General features: G+C 52.7%; 13 protein-coding genes. All 13 read left to right on the forward strand.

What is annotated here, in order from left to right; all coding sequences use genetic code 11:
* The first annotated feature begins 15 nt into the window (after window positions 1-15).
* The 13 genes from proS to pnp all read left to right on the forward strand — a co-directional run bounded on the left by proS (window position 16) and on the right by pnp (window position 17,290).
* Complete coding sequence (gene proS, locus POTG_RS01630) at window positions 16-1,467, forward strand: proline--tRNA ligase (protein ID WP_009223045.1); 1,452 nt, start codon at window positions 16-18, stop codon at window positions 1,465-1,467.
* A gap of 186 nt (window positions 1,468-1,653) precedes the next feature.
* Complete coding sequence (locus tag POTG_RS01635; protein WP_009223046.1) at window positions 1,654-5,970, forward strand: PolC-type DNA polymerase III; 4,317 nt, start codon at window positions 1,654-1,656, stop codon at window positions 5,968-5,970.
* Window positions 5,971-6,343: 373 nt separating this feature from the next.
* Window positions 6,344-6,805 carry a ribosome maturation factor RimP gene (gene rimP / locus POTG_RS01640; RefSeq protein WP_009223047.1) on the forward strand — a complete coding sequence of 154 codons (462 nt, stop codon included), beginning with the start codon at window positions 6,344-6,346 and terminating at the stop codon, window positions 6,803-6,805.
* 41 nt (window positions 6,806-6,846) lie between these two features.
* Window positions 6,847-7,944 carry a transcription termination factor NusA gene (gene nusA, locus POTG_RS01645; protein WP_009223048.1) on the forward strand — a complete coding sequence of 366 codons (1,098 nt, stop codon included), beginning with the start codon at window positions 6,847-6,849 and terminating at the stop codon, window positions 7,942-7,944.
* A 15-nt stretch (window positions 7,945-7,959) separates the two neighbouring features.
* On the forward strand, window positions 7,960-8,274 hold the full coding sequence (rnpM, locus tag POTG_RS01650) for an RNase P modulator RnpM (RefSeq protein WP_009223049.1): 315 nt from the start codon (window positions 7,960-7,962) through the stop codon (window positions 8,272-8,274).
* A complete protein-coding gene (locus POTG_RS01655) occupies window positions 8,267-8,596 on the forward strand; it encodes a L7Ae/L30e/S12e/Gadd45 family ribosomal protein (protein ID WP_009223050.1) in 330 nt (109 codons plus the stop codon). Before rnpM ends, POTG_RS01655 begins: the two co-directional genes overlap by 8 nt.
* Complete coding sequence (infB, locus tag POTG_RS01660; RefSeq protein WP_009223051.1) at window positions 8,589-11,156, forward strand: translation initiation factor IF-2; 2,568 nt, start codon at window positions 8,589-8,591, stop codon at window positions 11,154-11,156. The genes POTG_RS01655 and infB overlap by 8 nt, the downstream gene beginning before the upstream one ends.
* Window positions 11,157-11,170: 14 nt before the next feature.
* The gene (gene rbfA, locus POTG_RS01665; RefSeq protein ID WP_009223052.1) at window positions 11,171-11,524 is read left to right on the forward strand and encodes a 30S ribosome-binding factor RbfA; all 354 of its coding nucleotides are present in this window, start codon (window positions 11,171-11,173) and stop codon (window positions 11,522-11,524) included.
* 85 nt (window positions 11,525-11,609) lie between these two features.
* Window positions 11,610-12,590, forward strand: a complete 981-nt coding sequence (locus POTG_RS01670; protein WP_009223053.1) for a DHH family phosphoesterase — start codon at window positions 11,610-11,612, stop codon at window positions 12,588-12,590.
* Window positions 12,587-13,504 (forward strand): tRNA pseudouridine(55) synthase TruB, encoded by a 918-nt coding sequence (truB, locus tag POTG_RS01675; RefSeq protein WP_009223054.1) that lies wholly within the window; start codon window positions 12,587-12,589, stop codon window positions 13,502-13,504. The genes POTG_RS01670 and truB overlap by 4 nt, the downstream gene beginning before the upstream one ends.
* Window positions 13,505-13,549: 45 nt before the next feature.
* Window positions 13,550-14,494: a bifunctional riboflavin kinase/FAD synthetase gene (locus tag POTG_RS01680; RefSeq protein WP_009223055.1), complete on the forward strand. Its 945-nt coding sequence runs from the start codon at window positions 13,550-13,552 to the stop codon at window positions 14,492-14,494.
* A 173-nt stretch (window positions 14,495-14,667) separates the two neighbouring features.
* Window positions 14,668-14,937, forward strand: coding sequence for a 30S ribosomal protein S15 (gene rpsO, locus POTG_RS01685; RefSeq protein WP_009223056.1), 270 nt, complete (start codon window positions 14,668-14,670; stop codon window positions 14,935-14,937).
* Window positions 14,938-15,181: 244 nt separating this feature from the next.
* Window positions 15,182-17,290 carry a polyribonucleotide nucleotidyltransferase gene (gene pnp / locus POTG_RS01690; RefSeq protein ID WP_009223057.1) on the forward strand — a complete coding sequence of 703 codons (2,109 nt, stop codon included), beginning with the start codon at window positions 15,182-15,184 and terminating at the stop codon, window positions 17,288-17,290.
* Window positions 17,291-17,435: the final 145 nt, after the last annotated feature.

Genomic DNA, 17,435 nt, shown 5'->3' on the forward strand with positions numbered 1-17,435 from the left:
AGGACAAAGGTTCTTATGGCAAACGAGGAGAAACAATTCGTCACGGAGATTACCCCGCAGGGAGTGGATTTTTCCCGTTGGTATATCGACGTTATCAAAAAAGCGGATCTGATGGATTACTCACCGGTCCGCGGCTGTATCGTATTTAAGCCGGACGGCTATGAAATCTGGGAGCATATCCAAGCCGAGCTGGACCGCCGCTTTAAGGAAACGGGACATCGCAACGCTTATTTTCCGCTGTTTATTCCCGAGAGCTTTTTCCAGAAGGAAAAAGAGCACGTTGAAGGCTTTAACCCAGAACTGCCTTGGGTGACCGAGGCTGCCGGTGAGAAGCTGGAGGAGCGTCTGGCGATCCGTCCGACCTCTGAAACGATGATTGGGCATATGTACGAAAAATGGATCCAATCCTACCGTGATTTGCCGGTGCTGATCAACCAATGGGCGAACGTGGTCCGTTGGGAGAAACGGACGCTGCCATTCCTCCGCACGAGCGAATTCCTGTGGCAGGAAGGCCATACTGCGCACGAGAACGAGCAGGAAGCCCGCGAAGAAACGATGCGCATGCTGGAAATTTACCGCGATTTCGTGGAAAATTATTTGGCGATTCCGGTTATCGTTGGGCAAAAAACGCCGTCCGAGAAGTTCGCCGGGGCGGTCGATACCTATTCGATCGAAGCGATGATGAAGGACGGCCGCGCTGTACAAGCAGGGACTTCGCACTATCTGGGCACTAATTTTGCGAAGGCGTTTGATATTCAATATCTCAACCGCGAGAACGTACGCGAATATGTTCATACGACGTCTTGGGGCGTCAGCACCCGGTTAATCGGCTCGCTTATCATGGTGCACGGCGATGACCGCGGGTTGGCGTTACCGCCGAAGGTCGCGCCGAAGCAGGTTATGATTATTCCAATCGGCCCGCCAAAAACTTGGGAAGCCGTCGTAGGCAGAGCGGACGAGCTGTTCGCCGAGCTGAAGAAAGCGGGCATTCGCGTTGGCATTGATGACCGCGCCGACTTCCGCCCAGGCTGGAAGTTTAACGAATACGAAATGCGCGGTGTACCGGTTCGTCTGGAAATTGGGCCTCGCGATATGGAGAACGGCGTTTGCGTCCTTGTCTCCCGCATCAGCGGCGAGAAGAAGGTAGTTCAACAGGACCGATTGGTCGAAGAGGTTCAGGCAATGCTGGAGCAGGTTCATCAGGAAATGTACGAGCGGGCCAAAGCGTTCCGCGAAGAGCATTTCTACAGTGTCGATACGCTGGATGAAATGAAAGCGAGCATCGAAGAGAAACGCGGCTTCACCCTGGCTGGATGGTGCGGTTCGGAGGCTTGCGAACGCACGGTGAAGGAAGAAACGGGGGCAACCAGCCGCAATATCCCATTTAATCCTCAAACGACGAAGGATACCTGCCTCGTTTGCGGGGATCCAGCGAAACATACCGTTGTTTTTGCCAGAGCCTATTAAGAATAACTTTCGCGTTACCGTCCCGCTAGAGTTTGGGGAAGCTGGGGACGCGGGCGAATGGCACAACCACAAGAGGGCTTTCGGCAGTAAGGCGCCTGCAGGCTTATCACGCCGCCGGCATCACCGCCGGAAGCCTTTTTTTTGAATCATGGGAAGAAGTCAGCAAGCAAGGTGAGGGGAGAGGACATGACCGAGACGCAAGACAAGAGAAACCGGCTGGAGCTGTTAATGAAGCAGGCGGATGTGCCCGCTTCGCTGATCGATCCGTATTTTCTTGACGGGCATATCGAAAAAGTAGAGGTCAGCCGCAGCAATCGGGAATGGAGAATCACCATTCAGAAGGACACGCTGGTGCCGGCTCAAGCCTACCGCACCTTTTGCCTGCGGGTCAGAGAACGGATGGAGCATATCGCCACCATTTCCTTTGAGTTTCATTACGGCGGCGGGTTGACCGCCAAAGACATCGTTGAAGAGTATTGGCCGCTCTTTCTCGAATGGGTGAAACGCCAGATTCCGTCGGTCAACGGCTGGATGGCAAGAGCCGGGCTGGATATCGACGGCGATATGGTCACTGTGACGTTTGGCGACGCCATGGCGCTGGAATTGGCGCGCAAGAAACAGATCGACAAAGCCATCACCGTTTATTACGAGACGTATTTTGCCCTGCCGTTAAGAATCAAGCTACAAACTGGGGAGTCGAACGTCGAAGCGTTTGAAGAGTTCCAGCAGCGGATCGTAGAGGAAGAACGCGAAGTCATTCAACAGATGATGGAGAGCATGACTGTGGAAGCTCCTTCGGAAGAAGAGGATGGCGAAGTGATCAAGCTGCAGCTTGGGAACGACATCAAGGAGCCGCCGGTACCGATTCAGCAAATCCAGGACGAAGAGAAGAAGATTACGATTCAAGGGACGATTTTTGGACTGGACCGCAAGGAGCTGCGAAACGGCAACACGTTGTTTACGTTTTTCCTGACCGATTTCTCCGATTCCCTGCAGCTGAAATTGTTCGCCAAAAATAAAGAAGATCTGAAGATCATGGGGCAACTCGCCAACGGGAAGTGGATTAAGGCGCGAGGCAAAGTGGAGATGGACCGCTTTATGCCGGTACCCGAGCTGGTGATGATTCCATCGGATCTATGTGAGGTGCCTGCACCTCCGGGACGGATGGATAACGCGTCGGAGAAGCGGGTTGAGTTCCATCTGCACACAACCATGAGTACGATGGACGCCGTCACGCCGATTGGCGATTATGTGAAGATGGCGGCAAAGTGGGGACATAAAGCGATCGCCGTTACGGACCACGGCGGCGTGCAAAGCTTCCCGGACGCAGCGAAGGCTGCGAAGAAGCATGGCATCAAGATGATTTACGGCGTAGAAGCCAATGTCGTGAACGATGATGTTGCTGTCGTGCTGAACCCGAGAGGGGACGAGTTGAAGACGGCGACCTACGTTGTTTTTGACATCGAGACCACCGGCTTGTCGGTAACGCAGAACAAAATTATTGAAATTGCGGCCGTGAAGATGCGGGAAGGCAAAGAGATCGACCGGTATGCGACCTTTGTGAATCCGCATGAACGGATCCCGTACCATATTCAACAGTTGACCAATATCAACGATGACATGGTGAAGGATGCGCCTGATGTGGAGCCGGTGCTGAAACGGTTCGTGGAGTTCGCCGAGGATGCGATTTTGGTGGCCCATAACGCCCGGTTTGACTATGACTTTGTTAATGCTAAGCTCAAGGAGCTGGGTCTGCCAATCATGGAAAACCCGGTGCTTGATACACTGGAGCTGGCCCGGATGCTGTTCCCGACGATGAAAAATCACAGACTGAACACTCTGGCTGCCAAGTACAAGGTTTCGCTGGAGAACCACCACCGGGCGATCGATGATACCGTGGCGCTGGGTGAGATCTTAAACGGTCTGCTGGATGATGCGGTCAAGATTGAAGGATACAAGACGCTTGACCGTTTGAACGATAAGGTCGGGAAAGACTTGTCCAATGCCCGTCCGTTCCATTGCGGCATTTATGCACTGAATCCGGTCGGCAAGAAAAACCTGTTTAAGCTCATCTCGTTGTCGCATACGGAATATTTCAAGCGGGTGCCTTGTATTCCCAAATCCAAGCTGGTGGAGCTGCGGGAAGGTCTGCTGATTCTCTCCGGCTGCGAGAAGGGCGAATTCTTCGAGACCGTATTGAACAAATCGGTGGAGGAAGCCGAAGCGGTTGCAGAATTTTACGATGTGCTCGAAATTCAGCCGCTGACGATGTATATGCATCTCGTAGAAAAAGGGCTCGTCGGCAGCACGGAAGAACTGCAAACTGCGATTCGCAAAATCGTAGAGATCGGGATGAAGCTGGACAAGCCGGTTGTTGCCACCGGGAATGTGCACTACTTAGATCCGAAAGACAAGCTGTTCCGTGACATTACGATCCACGGGATCACCGGGTTCAGCCCGTTGAAGGAAGTCCGCAAGCCGGATGCGCATTTCCGGACAACGGAGGAGATGCTGGAGGAATTCGCGTTCCTGGGCCAGGAGAAAGCTTGGGAAGTGGTGGTTACCAATACTTCGGCGTTGGCGGATAGATTCGAGGAAATTGAATTGTTCCCGGACAAGCTGTTTACTCCGATCATTGAAGGAGCCGACGAGGAAATCCGTCAGAAGTGCTACGATACCGCCAAATCGATTTACGGCGAAGAATTGCCTGAAGTAATTGTTAAGCGGTTGGAGAAAGAGCTGGAGCCGATTATCAAATACGGGTTCTCGGCCAACTATCTGATTTCCGAGCGGCTGGTGAAGAAGTCGAACCAAGACGGGTATCTCGTGGGTTCCCGGGGTTCGGTCGGTTCGTCGGTGGTCGCGCTGTTCCTCGGGATTTCCGAGGTGAATCCGCTGCCGGCTCATTATATCTGTCAAAATCCCGAATGCAAATATAGCGAATGGTTCCTGGACGGCAGCGTGCCCAGCGGCTTCGACCTTCCCGACAAAAGCTGCCCGAAATGCGGCGGCAAGCTGAAGGGCGAAGGCCAGGACATTCCGTTCGAGACATTCCTGGGCTTTAAAGGCGACAAGGTCCCCGATATTGACCTTAACTTCTCCGGTGAATATCAACCGGTCGCCCATAACTACACCAAGGTCCTGTTCGGTGAAAAGAACGTATTCCGTGCAGGAACCATCGGTACGGTTGCGGAGAAAACCGCGTTTGGCTTTGCCAAGAAATACGAAGAAGAGCATAACAAGCATTGGCGCGGGGCGGAGCTGAACCGTCTGGCGGCGGGATGTACCGGCGTCAAGCGCAGTACCGGGCAGCATCCCGGCGGGATCGTCGTCGTACCGGATTACATTGATGTGGAAGATATCACTCCCGTACAGTACCCGGCCGATGATACCGAATCCGAATGGAAAACAACCCATTTCGATTACCACGCCTTCGACGCGAACCTGCTCAAGCTGGATATTCTGGGGCACGATGATCCGACGATGATGCGGATGCTGCAGGATTTGACCGGGGTCGATCCAACGACGATCCCCATGAATGACCCGAAAGTGATGAGCATGTTCAACTCAACGGATGCCCTCGGGGTTACACCGGAACAGATCCGTACCCCGGTTGCCACTTATGGGATCCCGGAGATGGGGACGAAGTTTGTTCGCCAGATGCTGGTGGAATCGCAGCCGTCTTCCTTTGCTGACTTACTGCAAATCTCCGGGCTGTCACACGGAACCGGCGTATGGCTGGGGAATGCTCAGGAATTGATCAAAAACGGAACCTGTAACATCAAAACCGTAATCGGGTGTCGTGACGATATCATGTTGTACCTGATTTATAAAGCGGGGATGGATGCCGGCTTGGCCTTTAAAATTACGGAGAGCGTCCGTAAAGGGAAAGGGTTGACGCCGGAATGGATCGAGGAAATGAAAAAGTGTAAAGTACCGCAATGGTACATCGATTCCTGCTTGAAGATCCAGTACATGTTCCCGAAGGCGCACGCCGCTGCCTACGTTATCTCCGCGGTGCGGACCGCATATTTCAAGCTGTATTATCCGATCGAATATTATGCGACGTATTTCTCGGTCCGCGGTGAGGACTTTGATATCGAGCTGTACTGCCAAGGGTATGAGGCGATCTACCGCAAAATTGAAGAGATCGAGCAGAAGGGCTTCCAGGCGCTGCCGAAGGAGAAGAACATGCTGCCGATCTTGGAAATGGCGCTGGAAATGACGGCCCGTGGCTTCCATTTCAAGCCGATCGACCTGTATCGCTCCGACGCTACGAAGTTTATCGTCGACGGCGATTCGCTGATTCCGCCGTTCTCGGCCCTTGCCGGGATTGGGGAGAACGCGGCCAAGAATATCGCTGCAGCGAAAGAGCAAGGCGAATTTCTGTCGATCGAGGACTTCCAGCAGAAATCCAAAGCGAGCAAAACGATCATGGAGCTCCTAGGTTCCATGGGCTGCTTCCGCGGCCTGCCGGAAAGCAATCAATTGTCCTTATTTTAATCTAGCTTCGTGATCCGAAGATGGCTTTTTAAACTACTGGTTTATTGAAGGTTTAAAAAGACAGGTTTGGAGCACCAAGAAGGTTGGACGAAGTCAGGACTGAGTAGCGGAGCGTACAAAGAGGTACGTGAGCAACGGAGGGCCGGGCTGAGTTCAAGATTCGACGTCGAATAAACTTCTCGTATTCGCTTCGTGATCCGAAGATGGCTTTTTAAACTACCTTTAGGAGTAAAGGTGTTTTACTTGTCACTTGGTATGTACTATGTTATAATTTTTTTGGCAATCATGAAGATAGAACCGTTGTTTAAAGAGTGGGGAAACCCACTCTTTAATCTTTGGTATATAGGATTGAATTATTGGAGGTAATGTACGCTTGAGCACACCAAAGATCAAAGCGACCGTCGAGCAAATGGTCACGCCTTATTTGGAGGAGAACGGCTTTGAACTGGTTGACGTGGAATACGTCAAGGAGGGCAGCAACTGGTTCCTCCGCGTATTTGTCGACAAAGAAGGTGGCATCGACATCGATGACTGCGGCCGGATCAGCGAATACCTTAGCGAGAAGCTCGACGAGAATGATCCGATTCCGTCGGCTTATTTTCTGGAAGTGTCTTCGCCGGGAGCGGAACGCCCCTTGAAGAAAGCCGAGGATGTCTCCAAGGCGGTCGGCAAAGACGTTTTTGTGACTACATACGAACCGGTAGACGGCCTGAAAGAATTTGAAGGCCGGCTTCTTTCCTTCGATGGGGACGAATTAGTTGTCGAAGTCGGGAAGAAGCGTCACGCCATTCCATATAACAAAGTTGCCAGCGCAAGATTGGCCATTATTTTCTAGTGTGACCTGCGGGGAATTATGAAAGGGGGAAATCGAGGCAAATGAGCATGGATTTTATCGAAGCCTTGAACGAATTGGAAAGGGAAAAAGGAATCAGCAAGGACATCTTGTTCGAAGCGATCGAAGCCGCGCTGATCTCCAGCTACAAACGTAACTTTAATACGGCGCAAAACGTGCGTGTGGATATGAACCGCCATACCGGCGAAATCAAAGTTTATGCGCGCAAGCTTGTCGTAGAAGAAGTCCTTGATCCGCGGACGGAAATTTCACTGCAGGCAGCCCGTGAGATTAATCCAAACTATCATCTGGACGACATTACTGAAATTGAGGTGACTCCTCGGGACTTCGGCCGGATCGCGGCACAAACGGCGAAGCAAGTCGTGACGCAGCGCATTCGCGAGGCCGAGCGCGGACTAATCTATAATGCGTTCGTGGAGAAGGAAGAGGACATCGTAACCGGGATCGTACAACGTCAGGACTTACGTAACATCTACGTTGATCTTGGCAAGGTGGAAGCCCATTTGCCGCTGAACGAATTGATGCCAAACGAGAAGTTCAAGCACGGCGACCGGATTAAGGCGTATATTACGAAAGTGGAAAATACGACGAAGGGACCGCAAATTTTGTTGTCCCGTACGCATCCGGGCTTGCTGAAGCGCTTGTTCGAGCTGGAGGTTCCGGAAATTTTCGACGGAGTCGTGGAGATTCGTTCCGTAGCCCGCGAAGCCGGCTTCCGCTCCAAAATCGCCGTATACTCCCGCAACAGCGAAGTGGATCCTGTTGGCTCCTGCGTTGGCCCGAAGGGCACGCGTGTGCAAACGATTGTTAACGAGCTGCGCGGAGAGAAAATTGACATCGTTCGTTATTCGGAAAATGTTGAGGAATATGTAGCCAATGCGCTGAGCCCGTCCAAAGTGCTCGAGGTGCAGGTGTTTGAAGCGGAGAAGATGGCCCGCGTCATCGTGCCGGATTACCAGTTGTCCCTGGCGATTGGCATTAAAGGACAGAACGCGCGTCTCGCCGCCAAATTGACCGGTTGGAAAATCGACATCAAGAGCGAAACCCAAGCGGAAGAGGAATTCGGCAGAGAAAAAACCGATCAAGGCGAAATGCCTCAGGATTCCATCTCCGTGGATTAACGGGAGGTGGCAAGGATGAAGCAAAGAAAAGTACCGCTGCGCAAATGCGTAGCTTGCCAGGAAATGATGCCCAAGAAGACGCTGATCCGGATTGTGCGTTCCCCGGAGGGCGAGGTATCGATCGACTTAACGGGCAAAAAGTCGGGCCGCGGCGCTTATCTCTGCGGCAAGACGGAATGCTTTAAGCTCGCTCATAAATCGCGTGCTCTTGATCGGGCGCTCAAAGCTCCGGTTGGTAACGAGGTTTATGAACAGCTCGCTCGCGATTTCTTGGCCGTCGAGGATGAATTCCTTGCTGCTCAGGCTCGAGATGAGGATGAAGATGAGTAAGGCCCAGCCGTTGTCCGGTCTTGGTCTCGCCATGCGAGCCGGTAAACTGGTGACAGGGGACGAACTCGTCCTGAAGTCGATTCGTTCAAGAGAAGCCAAGCTCGTCATCGTTGCGGGGGATGCTTCCGCCAATACACAGAAGAAATTCCGGGACAAATGCGGGACCTACAACATTCCGCTGATCATCGGATTTGACCGTGAAGCGCTCGGGAGAAGTGTTGGCAAACCGGAACGGGTTGTTCTGGCGATCACCGATCCAGGGTTTACCGAGATGATCCGCAAAGCGATCTTGAAAACATCGGAGGTGGAGTATATTGAGTAAACAAGAAAAACAAGATAAGCTCAGGGTGTACGAATACGCTAAATCGCTCAACATGAGCAGCAAAGAAATTATCACGATTCTTAAGCGTCTGAATATCCCGGTCAACAATCACATGAGCGTCATGGAGAACGATGCAGTAGCCCGTGTGGAACAGTTTTTCAAGGATATTAAAAGCAACGCGGCGGCGAAACGAGAAAGCTCGGGACGCAACGATTCCTCTGCCAAATCGCCGGCATCGGCTTCCGCAGGAGGGAGCCAAACACCGAAAGCTACATCCGGAGAATCTTCCGGTCATCGCGGAGATCAGGGACGCGGCGCAAACGCACCCGTAAAAAACCAAAATCAACAGGAAAAGCAGGTAAGCATGAATAATAAACCAAAAACAAACCAAACCAATGCAGGTGGCAGTACGGCAGTTCAAGAAAGATCCAGCCGTCCGAACGGCGGCAATCATCAAAACTCACGACCGCAAGGCCAAGGCGGAGGAAATTCCTCCAGTGCAAACCGGAACCCGCAAGGGAACCGGGGAGCCGGTCAAGGCGGCCAGCGGAATGATAGCGGTCAGCGCCCAGCTCAAGGCCAAAATAGCGGCGGAAACCGCAGCTTTGCGCCAAGCAACAATTTTGGCGGCGGAAACGGCGGCGGCAAAGGTCAAGGGCAAAGAAAAGGAAATAATAACGGCGGCAAAAACCAAAGAGGTTACGATGATAACCGCAACGGCGCCAATTTCAAAAATAATCGCGGCGGCAAAGGCGGGCGCGGCAAAGGTGCTCCGCAGCAGCCTCCACGCGAGAAGATCGACAATACGCCGAAGAAAATTATCGTCCGCGGCACGATGACGGTTGGCGAAACCGCCAAATTGCTGCATAAGGACGCTTCCGAAGTGATCAAAAAGCTGATGCTGCTCGGCGTCTTGGCAACCATTAACCAAGAGCTTGACCTTGACACGATCCAGCTGCTGGCAAGTGACTACGGCGTTGAGGTTGAATTGAAAATTCCGGTGGAAGAAGACCGTTTCGAAACGATCGAAGAGGTTGACGATGAGGCAGATCTGAAAGAACGTCCACCAGTCGTTACGATCATGGGTCACGTTGACCACGGGAAAACGACGCTGCTGGACGCCATTCGTTCCACCAACGTCACCGGCGGCGAAGCCGGCGGGATCACGCAGCATATCGGGGCATACCAAGTCGAAATCAACGGCAAGAAGATCACGTTCCTGGATACGCCAGGCCACGAAGCGTTTACAGCGATGCGTGCCCGCGGTGCCCAGTTAACGGATATTACGATTATCGTCGTTGCTGCGGATGACGGCGTGATGCCGCAGACGGTCGAAGCGGTGAACCATGCCAAAGCAGCAGGCTTGCCAATTATCGTTGCTGTGAACAAGATCGACAAACCGGAGGCAAATCCGGATCGAGTGAAGCAAGAATTGACGGAGTATGAGCTTGTGCCGGAAGAATGGGGCGGCGACACGATTTTCGTCAACGTCTCTGCGAAGCAAAAAATCGGCTTGGAAAACCTGCTCGAAATGATTCTGCTGGTAGCCGAAGTGAACGAGTACAAAGCCAACCCGGATAAACGCGCTCGCGGTGCGGTCATCGAAGCCGAGCTCGATAAAACCCGCGGTCCGGTAGCTCGCGTGTTGGTACAGCACGGAACGTTGAAGGTCGGCGACGCCTTCGTTGCAGGGAACTGCTTCGGCCGCGTCCGCGCGATGGTTAACGATCGCGGGCGCCGCTTGAAAGAAGCAGGTCCGTCGACGCCGGTGGAAATTACCGGTCTGACGGAGGTACCGCAAGCCGGCGATCCGTTTATGGTCTTCGAGGACGAACGCAAAGCGCGGTCGATCGCGGACAAACGGGCTACGATGCAGCGTCAATCCGATTTGGGTGCCAATACGCGCGTTACACTGGATGATCTGTTCCGCCATATCAAGGAAGGCGAAATCAAGGATCTCAACGTGATCATCAAAGCCGACGTGCAAGGTTCGGTTGAAGCGCTCAGAGGCGCACTCGAGAAGATCGAAGTCGAAGGCGTTCGCGTCAAGATTATCCACAGCGGGGCCGGTGCGATTACCGAATCCGATGTCATCTTGGCGGCGGCTTCGAACGCGATTATCATCGGGTTCAACGTCCGTCCGGACAACCAAACGAAAGCGACAGCGGAGCAAGAGAAGGTTGACATCCGCTTGCACCGCGTCATTTACAACGCAATCGAAGAGATCGAGCAAGCGATGAAAGGGATGCTTGATCCGGTTTATAAAGAGTCGGTTATCGGTCACGCGGAAGTCCGTAATACGTTCAAGATCAGCAAGGTCGGAACGATTGCAGGCTGTATGGTGACTTCCGGTAAAATTACCCGTACGGCGGAAGTCCGCTTGATTCGTGACGGAATCGTCGTATACGAAGGCAAAATCGATTCGCTCAAACGTTTCAAGGACGACGCGAAGGAAGTTGCTCAAGGTTACGAGTGCGGGATTACCTTGGACAATTACAACGACATTAAAGAAGGCGACGTCATTGAAGCGTTCGTCATGGAAACTGTTGAACCGAAGTAAGGTGGGTGTCTAAAATGGCCAAAAATCGTACCGGCCGCGTAGGCGAACAGATTAAGAAAGAACTTAGTGTGCTCATCCAGAGTGAACTGAAAGATCCGCGCATCGGTTTTGTCACGGTGACCGGGGTCGATGTGACAAATGATTTGTCGCAGGCCAAAGTTTACCTCAGCGTATTTGGCGACGAGGAGCAGAAGAACGAATCTTTAAAAGGGCTGGAGAAAGCGACCGGCTTCCTGCGCACCGAAATTGGCAAACGAATTCGGCTGCGCCACACGCCGGAGCTGATTTTCAAAATCGACGAATCTATCGCTTACGGCAGCCGGATAGAGAAGCTTCTCGGCGAAATTACGCAAGAGCACAAAGAATGAAATATGAAAGGGAATCGATAACTCATCTGCCACCCTTGAATGAAGATGAGCGGATGAGTTTTGTAGGTCCCTAAAGGAGACGGCAATGCAGACGACCTATGAAAGGGAGCTGAGTCAGACCAAGGAGTTCCTGACTCAGAATGATCATTTCCTAATTGTGTCGCATGTTCAGCCGGACGGTGACGCAGTCAGTTCCACCCTTGCGGTGGGCTGGCTTCTGTCATGTCTGGGTAAAAAATTCGTGATGGTCAACGAAGGCCCGATCCCAAAGCGGATGCATTATTTGTGGCATGCGGACGAGATTCTCGATTTGTCGGTGACGCCGCTTGACCGCAAATTTGATCATGTGATTTGCGTGGACTGCGCGGATTTCAAACGGGTTGGCACGACGCATGAATGGTTTGCCGAAGGGGCACGACTGCTGAACATCGACCACCATCCGACCAACGACCACTACGGCTCGGTGAATCTTGTAGTGCCAAATGCGGCGGCGACCGCTGAAATTTTGTTTGATCTGATCAACTATATGGGTCTGCCGTTGGATGAAACGATAGCAACGGTGCTTTATACCGGACTGCTGACGGATACCGGCGGGTTCCGGTACTCCAACACGTCGCCGAAGGTGATGGCGGCTGCCTCCAAACTGCTGGAATACGGCGTGGACGGTCCCGCTTTATCCGAATTGCTGCTAGAGCAAATGACGCTTCCGCAGCTGCGTTTGCTGACTCGGGCTTTAAACGGTCTTCAGCTTACGGAAGACGGGAAGATTGGCTGGGTATCGGTTACAGATGAGGACCTGAAAGCGACTGGCGCCGTTCACGAGGATATGGAAGGCATCGTCAACTATCCGCGAAATATCCAAGGGGTCGAAGTAGGCCTGTTGTTTAAAGTCATTAACGAACAAGCCATAAAGGTGAGCATGCGCTCGGCGGGAAAAGTTGACGTGGCCAAGGTGGCCCAAAGCTTTGGCGGCGGCGGCCATGTCCGGGCCGCGGGTGCTCGCATTGAAGGGACCCTAGACACGGTTGTCCCTAGAGTGTTGGAACAAGTGAGGCTGCAGCTATGAACGCATACGAAGGCATTTTGCCCATCCACAAGCCGGCCGGTTTTACATCGCATGACGTGGTTGCCAAATGCCGGGGGATTTTGAAAATGAAGCGAATCGGCCATACGGGTACGTTAGACCCGGCGGTCACCGGAGTGCTGCCTCTATGCCTGGGCCGTGCAACGCGAATGGTGGAGTATTTGCAGGACTTGCCGAAGGAATACGAAGCGACCTTGGTGCTTGGCGTTGCGACCGATACAGAGGACATGACCGGCGAAATCATCGAACAGGTAAATGAGGTTCAGGTGACGGAAGAGGACGTACGGCGCGTGTTGTCCCGTTTTGTTGGCACGATCTCGCAAATTCCGCCGATGTATTCGGCGCTGAAGCAAGACGGTAAACGTCTGTATGAACTGGCACGGGAAGGGAAGACCGTGGAGCGTAAGCCCCGGGAAGTCACAATCTATCAATTGGAGCTGCTTGCTTTTCATCCGGAGGGGCTGCATCCGCGGATCTCTTTTCGTGCGTTATGCTCCAAAGGAACTTATATCCGTACGCTCTGCGTTGATATCGGACGTGCACTAGGCGTGCCTGCAGCGATGACGGAGCTGAAGCGGACAATGTCGGCGGGGATCACGGAGTCGCATTGTCTCACGCTGGATGAGGTGGCCCGCCACGCGGCAAGCGGATCGCTGCAAGATTATTTACTGCCGGTCGATCGAGCTGTTCAGCATTTGCCGGCTCACACGGTTGCTGCCGAGAAGGTCAAGGCAGCATTGCAAGGTCAGCGGCTGTCCCCCTCTGTGGTCTCTCCGGCGGTTAAGCGCGGAGAGACCCTGCGGCTGTACAGCCCCGAACAGCAATTTTTAGGCATCTTCCGGGTAGAAGAGGGAACGAAGGCCGTGAAGGCGGTTAAAGTGTTTTTACCCGAATAGCCTCAAGAAATGCGCATTCCGAGGGAAATTGCAGGTGACACGATCATGGAAACGATACATTTATCATATCCACTAAATGAACGATTTATAGAACAACATGCCCGTCCGCAAGTGCTGGCGATCGGCCAATTTGACGGCCTTCACCTGGGACATGCCAGCGTGATTGATTCGGCTGTCCGGTTGGCTGGCGAACTAGGTCTTCCTGCCTCCGTCATGACTTTTCATCCCCATCCGAAGGAAGTTATGAAAAAAGGCGACTACGACGGATATTTGACGCCGCCGAAGGAGAAGGAGCGTATTCTGCGCGAGATGGGCGTGGATTACGTATATATCGTTGAATTCAACGATGCCTTCTCGCGGGTAAGTCCGCAGAACTTCGTTTCCGGCATCCTGGTGCCGCTTCAGGTGCACACCGCGGTGGTTGGCTTTGACTTCCGTTACGGCTACCGGGGCGAAGGGGATGCGAGCATGCTGCGTGAATTGAGCGGCAACGTCCTTGACGTGCACACCGTGCCGCCGTTCCTGATCGACGGGGAGAAGGTCAGCAGTTCAGGGATTCGCAAAGCGCTGCAGGAAGGGAAGATTGAGCTAGCGAATCGTTGGCTTGGGCGGACGTATACGCTGAGAGGGACGGTCATGCACGGCGAGAAACGCGGCCGCCAGCTCGGATTCCCTACAGCCAATCTGAAGCTGGCGGAGCACTACGTCGTCCCGGCCAGCGGGGTCTACGCCGTGCGAGTTACGCGCGAAGGTACGACGTACTCCGGCGTGATGAACGTTGGGGTTAAGCCAACCTTTCATGAGAACGGCAAAATCTTTTGGCTGGAAGCCCATCTGTTTGATTTTTCCGGCGAGATTTATGACGAAAGCTTGTCTGTGGAATTAGTTCATTATATTCGGGCGGAGCGCAAGTTCGGCTCCCTGGATGAGCTGATCGCTCAAATTGGACAGGATGCGGAAACGGCTAAACGATTGCTGAAAGATTCCTGATAACTAAACCGATCCGGCATTTACTTTGCCCATCGGCTGTGGTATACTATGTAACGTTGTCATGCGGAAGAACTTTGCTTTTTCCAATCGGCAGCGAGAACCTTGGCTTGGTTGCACGGTTTCACCGCCGGCGACGAGGCTAACGGCGATTTGAGATAAAGGAGGTGAACAGGATGGCATTGACTCAAGAACGTAAACAACAATTGATCCAAGAGCACAGAACTCATGAGTCCGATACCGGATCCCCTGAGGTGCAAATTGCTATCCTTACGGAGAACATCGTGAATTTGACGGACCACTTGCGTACACACAAGAAGGACCATCATTCCCGTCGCGGTCTTCTGAAGATGGTTGGTCAACGTCGGAAATTGTTGGCTTACTTGAAGAACAAAGACGTAAATCGTTACTCCGCTTTGATCGAGAAACTTGGATTGCGTCGTTAATTAAACAAGTTTGTATAAAAGCAGCCTAGTTGCATGGCGGACGCTGGCGAAGCGTGCGGTGTGCGGCCGGGTTGCTTTTTACAAATTAGGCTTTGTTGCGATAAGCTTTCATGAAGAGCTCCGTCAGGAGCTTTTGTTATGAGGACATTCTTCTGCGCCAGCGCCGCTTCTCATTATGAATTGGTGAAAAGCAGGAAATAATGAACTCAGTACCGAACTTGTATTGGTGATAAGGAGGGATTTCATGCAGACTGAAGTGAGAATGGATTTGGGAGGAAGACCTCTCATTCTGGAAACCGGCCGATTGGCAAAGCAAGCCAATGCGGCTGTCATGGTTCGCTACGGCGATACGGCGGTGCTTTGTACGGTTACGGCTTCTTCGGAACCTAAGGATTTGGACTTTTTTCCGTTAACCGTCAATTATGAAGAGAAACTGTATGCAGTCGGTAAAATTCCCGGCGGCTTTATTAAACGGGAAGGACGTCCGAGTGAAAAAGCGATTCTGGCCAGCCGTTTGACCGACCGTCCAATTCGCCCGCTCTTCCCGGAAGGCTTCCGTAACGATGTGCAAATCGTAAACTTAGTCATGAGTGTGGATCAGGATTGCGAACCGGAAATTGCCTCAATGATTGGGACTTCTGCAGCGCTGAGCATTTCCGATGTTCCGTTTAACGGGCCGATCGGCGGCGTAGCTGTAGGCCGGGTGAACGGGGAGTTCGTCATTAATCCGGACGTGGCACAGCAGGAAGCCAGCGACATTTACGTCGTGGTTGCTGGAACGAAGGACGCCATCATGATGGTGGAAGCGGAAGCGAATGAAGTTCCAGAAGAGGTTATGCTTGAGGCCATTATGTTTGGCCATGAAGAGATCAAAAAGATCGTTGCCGTCATTGAAGATCTCGTAAAAGTGGCCGGCAAAGAGAAGATGCAGGTGCAGCTGCATACGGTGAATGAAGAAGTGAACCGTGAGGTTCGCGCTTATGCCCAGGATCGCTTGATTGAAGCCGTGAAGATCGCAGAGAAGCATGCACGTCAGGATGCGATTGACGCCATTAACGACGAAACGGTGGCTCATTTCGAAGAGAAATACATAGAAACGCCGGAGCTGCTCGCCGATGTGAAGGAAGTGCTTCACGACATCGTTAAGGAAGAAGTGCGCCGGTTGATCACCCATGAAAAAGTACGCCCTGACGGTCGTAAACTGGACGAGATTCGTCCAATTGAATGCGATATCAGCTTGCTGCCGCGTACGCATGGCTCCGGTCTGTTCACGCGCGGACAAACGCAAGCGCTGAGCATCTGTACACTTGGGGCATTGGGCGATGTTCAAATTCTCGACGGGATCGACCTCGAAGAGTCGAAACGCTTCATGCACCACTACAACTTCCCGCCGTTCAGCGTTGGTGAAGCTCGTCCATTGCGGGCTCCAGGCCGCCGCGAAATCGGTCACGGCGCATTGGGCGAACGCGCGTTGTCGAAGGTTATTCCGCCGGAATCCGAATTCCCTTATACGATTCGTCTCGTATCGGAAGTTTTGGAATCCAACGGTTCGACCTCGCAGGCGAGCATTTGCGCTAGCACGCTGGCGATGATGGATGCAGGCGTACCGATCAAAGCTCCGGTTGCCGGGGTTGCCATGGGGCTGATCAAAGACGGCGAGCATGTGTCGATCTTGACCGACATCCAAGGGATGGAAGACCATCTCGGCGATATGGACTTTAAAGTAGCCGGTACCGCGGAAGGCGTTACGGCCATCCAAATGGATATCAAAATTGACGGCATTGACCGGCAAATTTTGTCCGACGCTTTGAAGCAAGCAAGAGAAGGTCGATTGTTTATCTTGTCCAAAATGATGGAACGGATCCAGAAGCCGAAGGAGCATCTGTCCCCTTACGCGCCGAAGATCACCATCATGCAAATCAATCCGGACAAAATCCGCGATGTCATCGGGGCCGGCGGCAAGATCATCAACAAGATTATCGAGGAAACCGGCGTGAAGATCGATATCGAGCAGGATGGCCGCGTGTACATCGCTTCTACCAATGAAGAGATGAACAACAAAGCGCGTTCGATCATTGAAGGGATCGTCAAAGAAGTGGTGGTCGGTGAGATTTACGTCGGGACCGTCAAACGGATCGAGAAATTTGGTGCATTCGTTGAGATTCTGCCGGGTAAAGACGGCTTAGTGCATATTTCGCAGCTCTCGACGGAACGCGTTGCCAAGGTCGAAGACGTTGTGGCGATCGGCGATACGGTAACGGTGAAAGTGACCGAGATCGACAACCAAGGACGGATCAATCTTTCCCGCAAAGCGGTATTAACCGCCGAAACGGACAAAACTCCATCCAAATAAATGAGATAACATATCGACGCAGGCAACCCTTGCGGGAAAAGAGACAGAATAATTAAATTCTGGCTCTTTTTTATTGCGTTCGCATATCCCTGGGCTTGTCAACATATGATGGGGACAAAAACCGTTTAAGGGGATGAGCTGTTAG

This window comes from Paenibacillus sp. oral taxon 786 str. D14 (assembly GCF_000159955.1).
In the GTDB taxonomy this organism is placed as follows: Bacteria; Bacillota; Bacilli; order Paenibacillales; family Paenibacillaceae; genus Fontibacillus; species Fontibacillus phoenicis.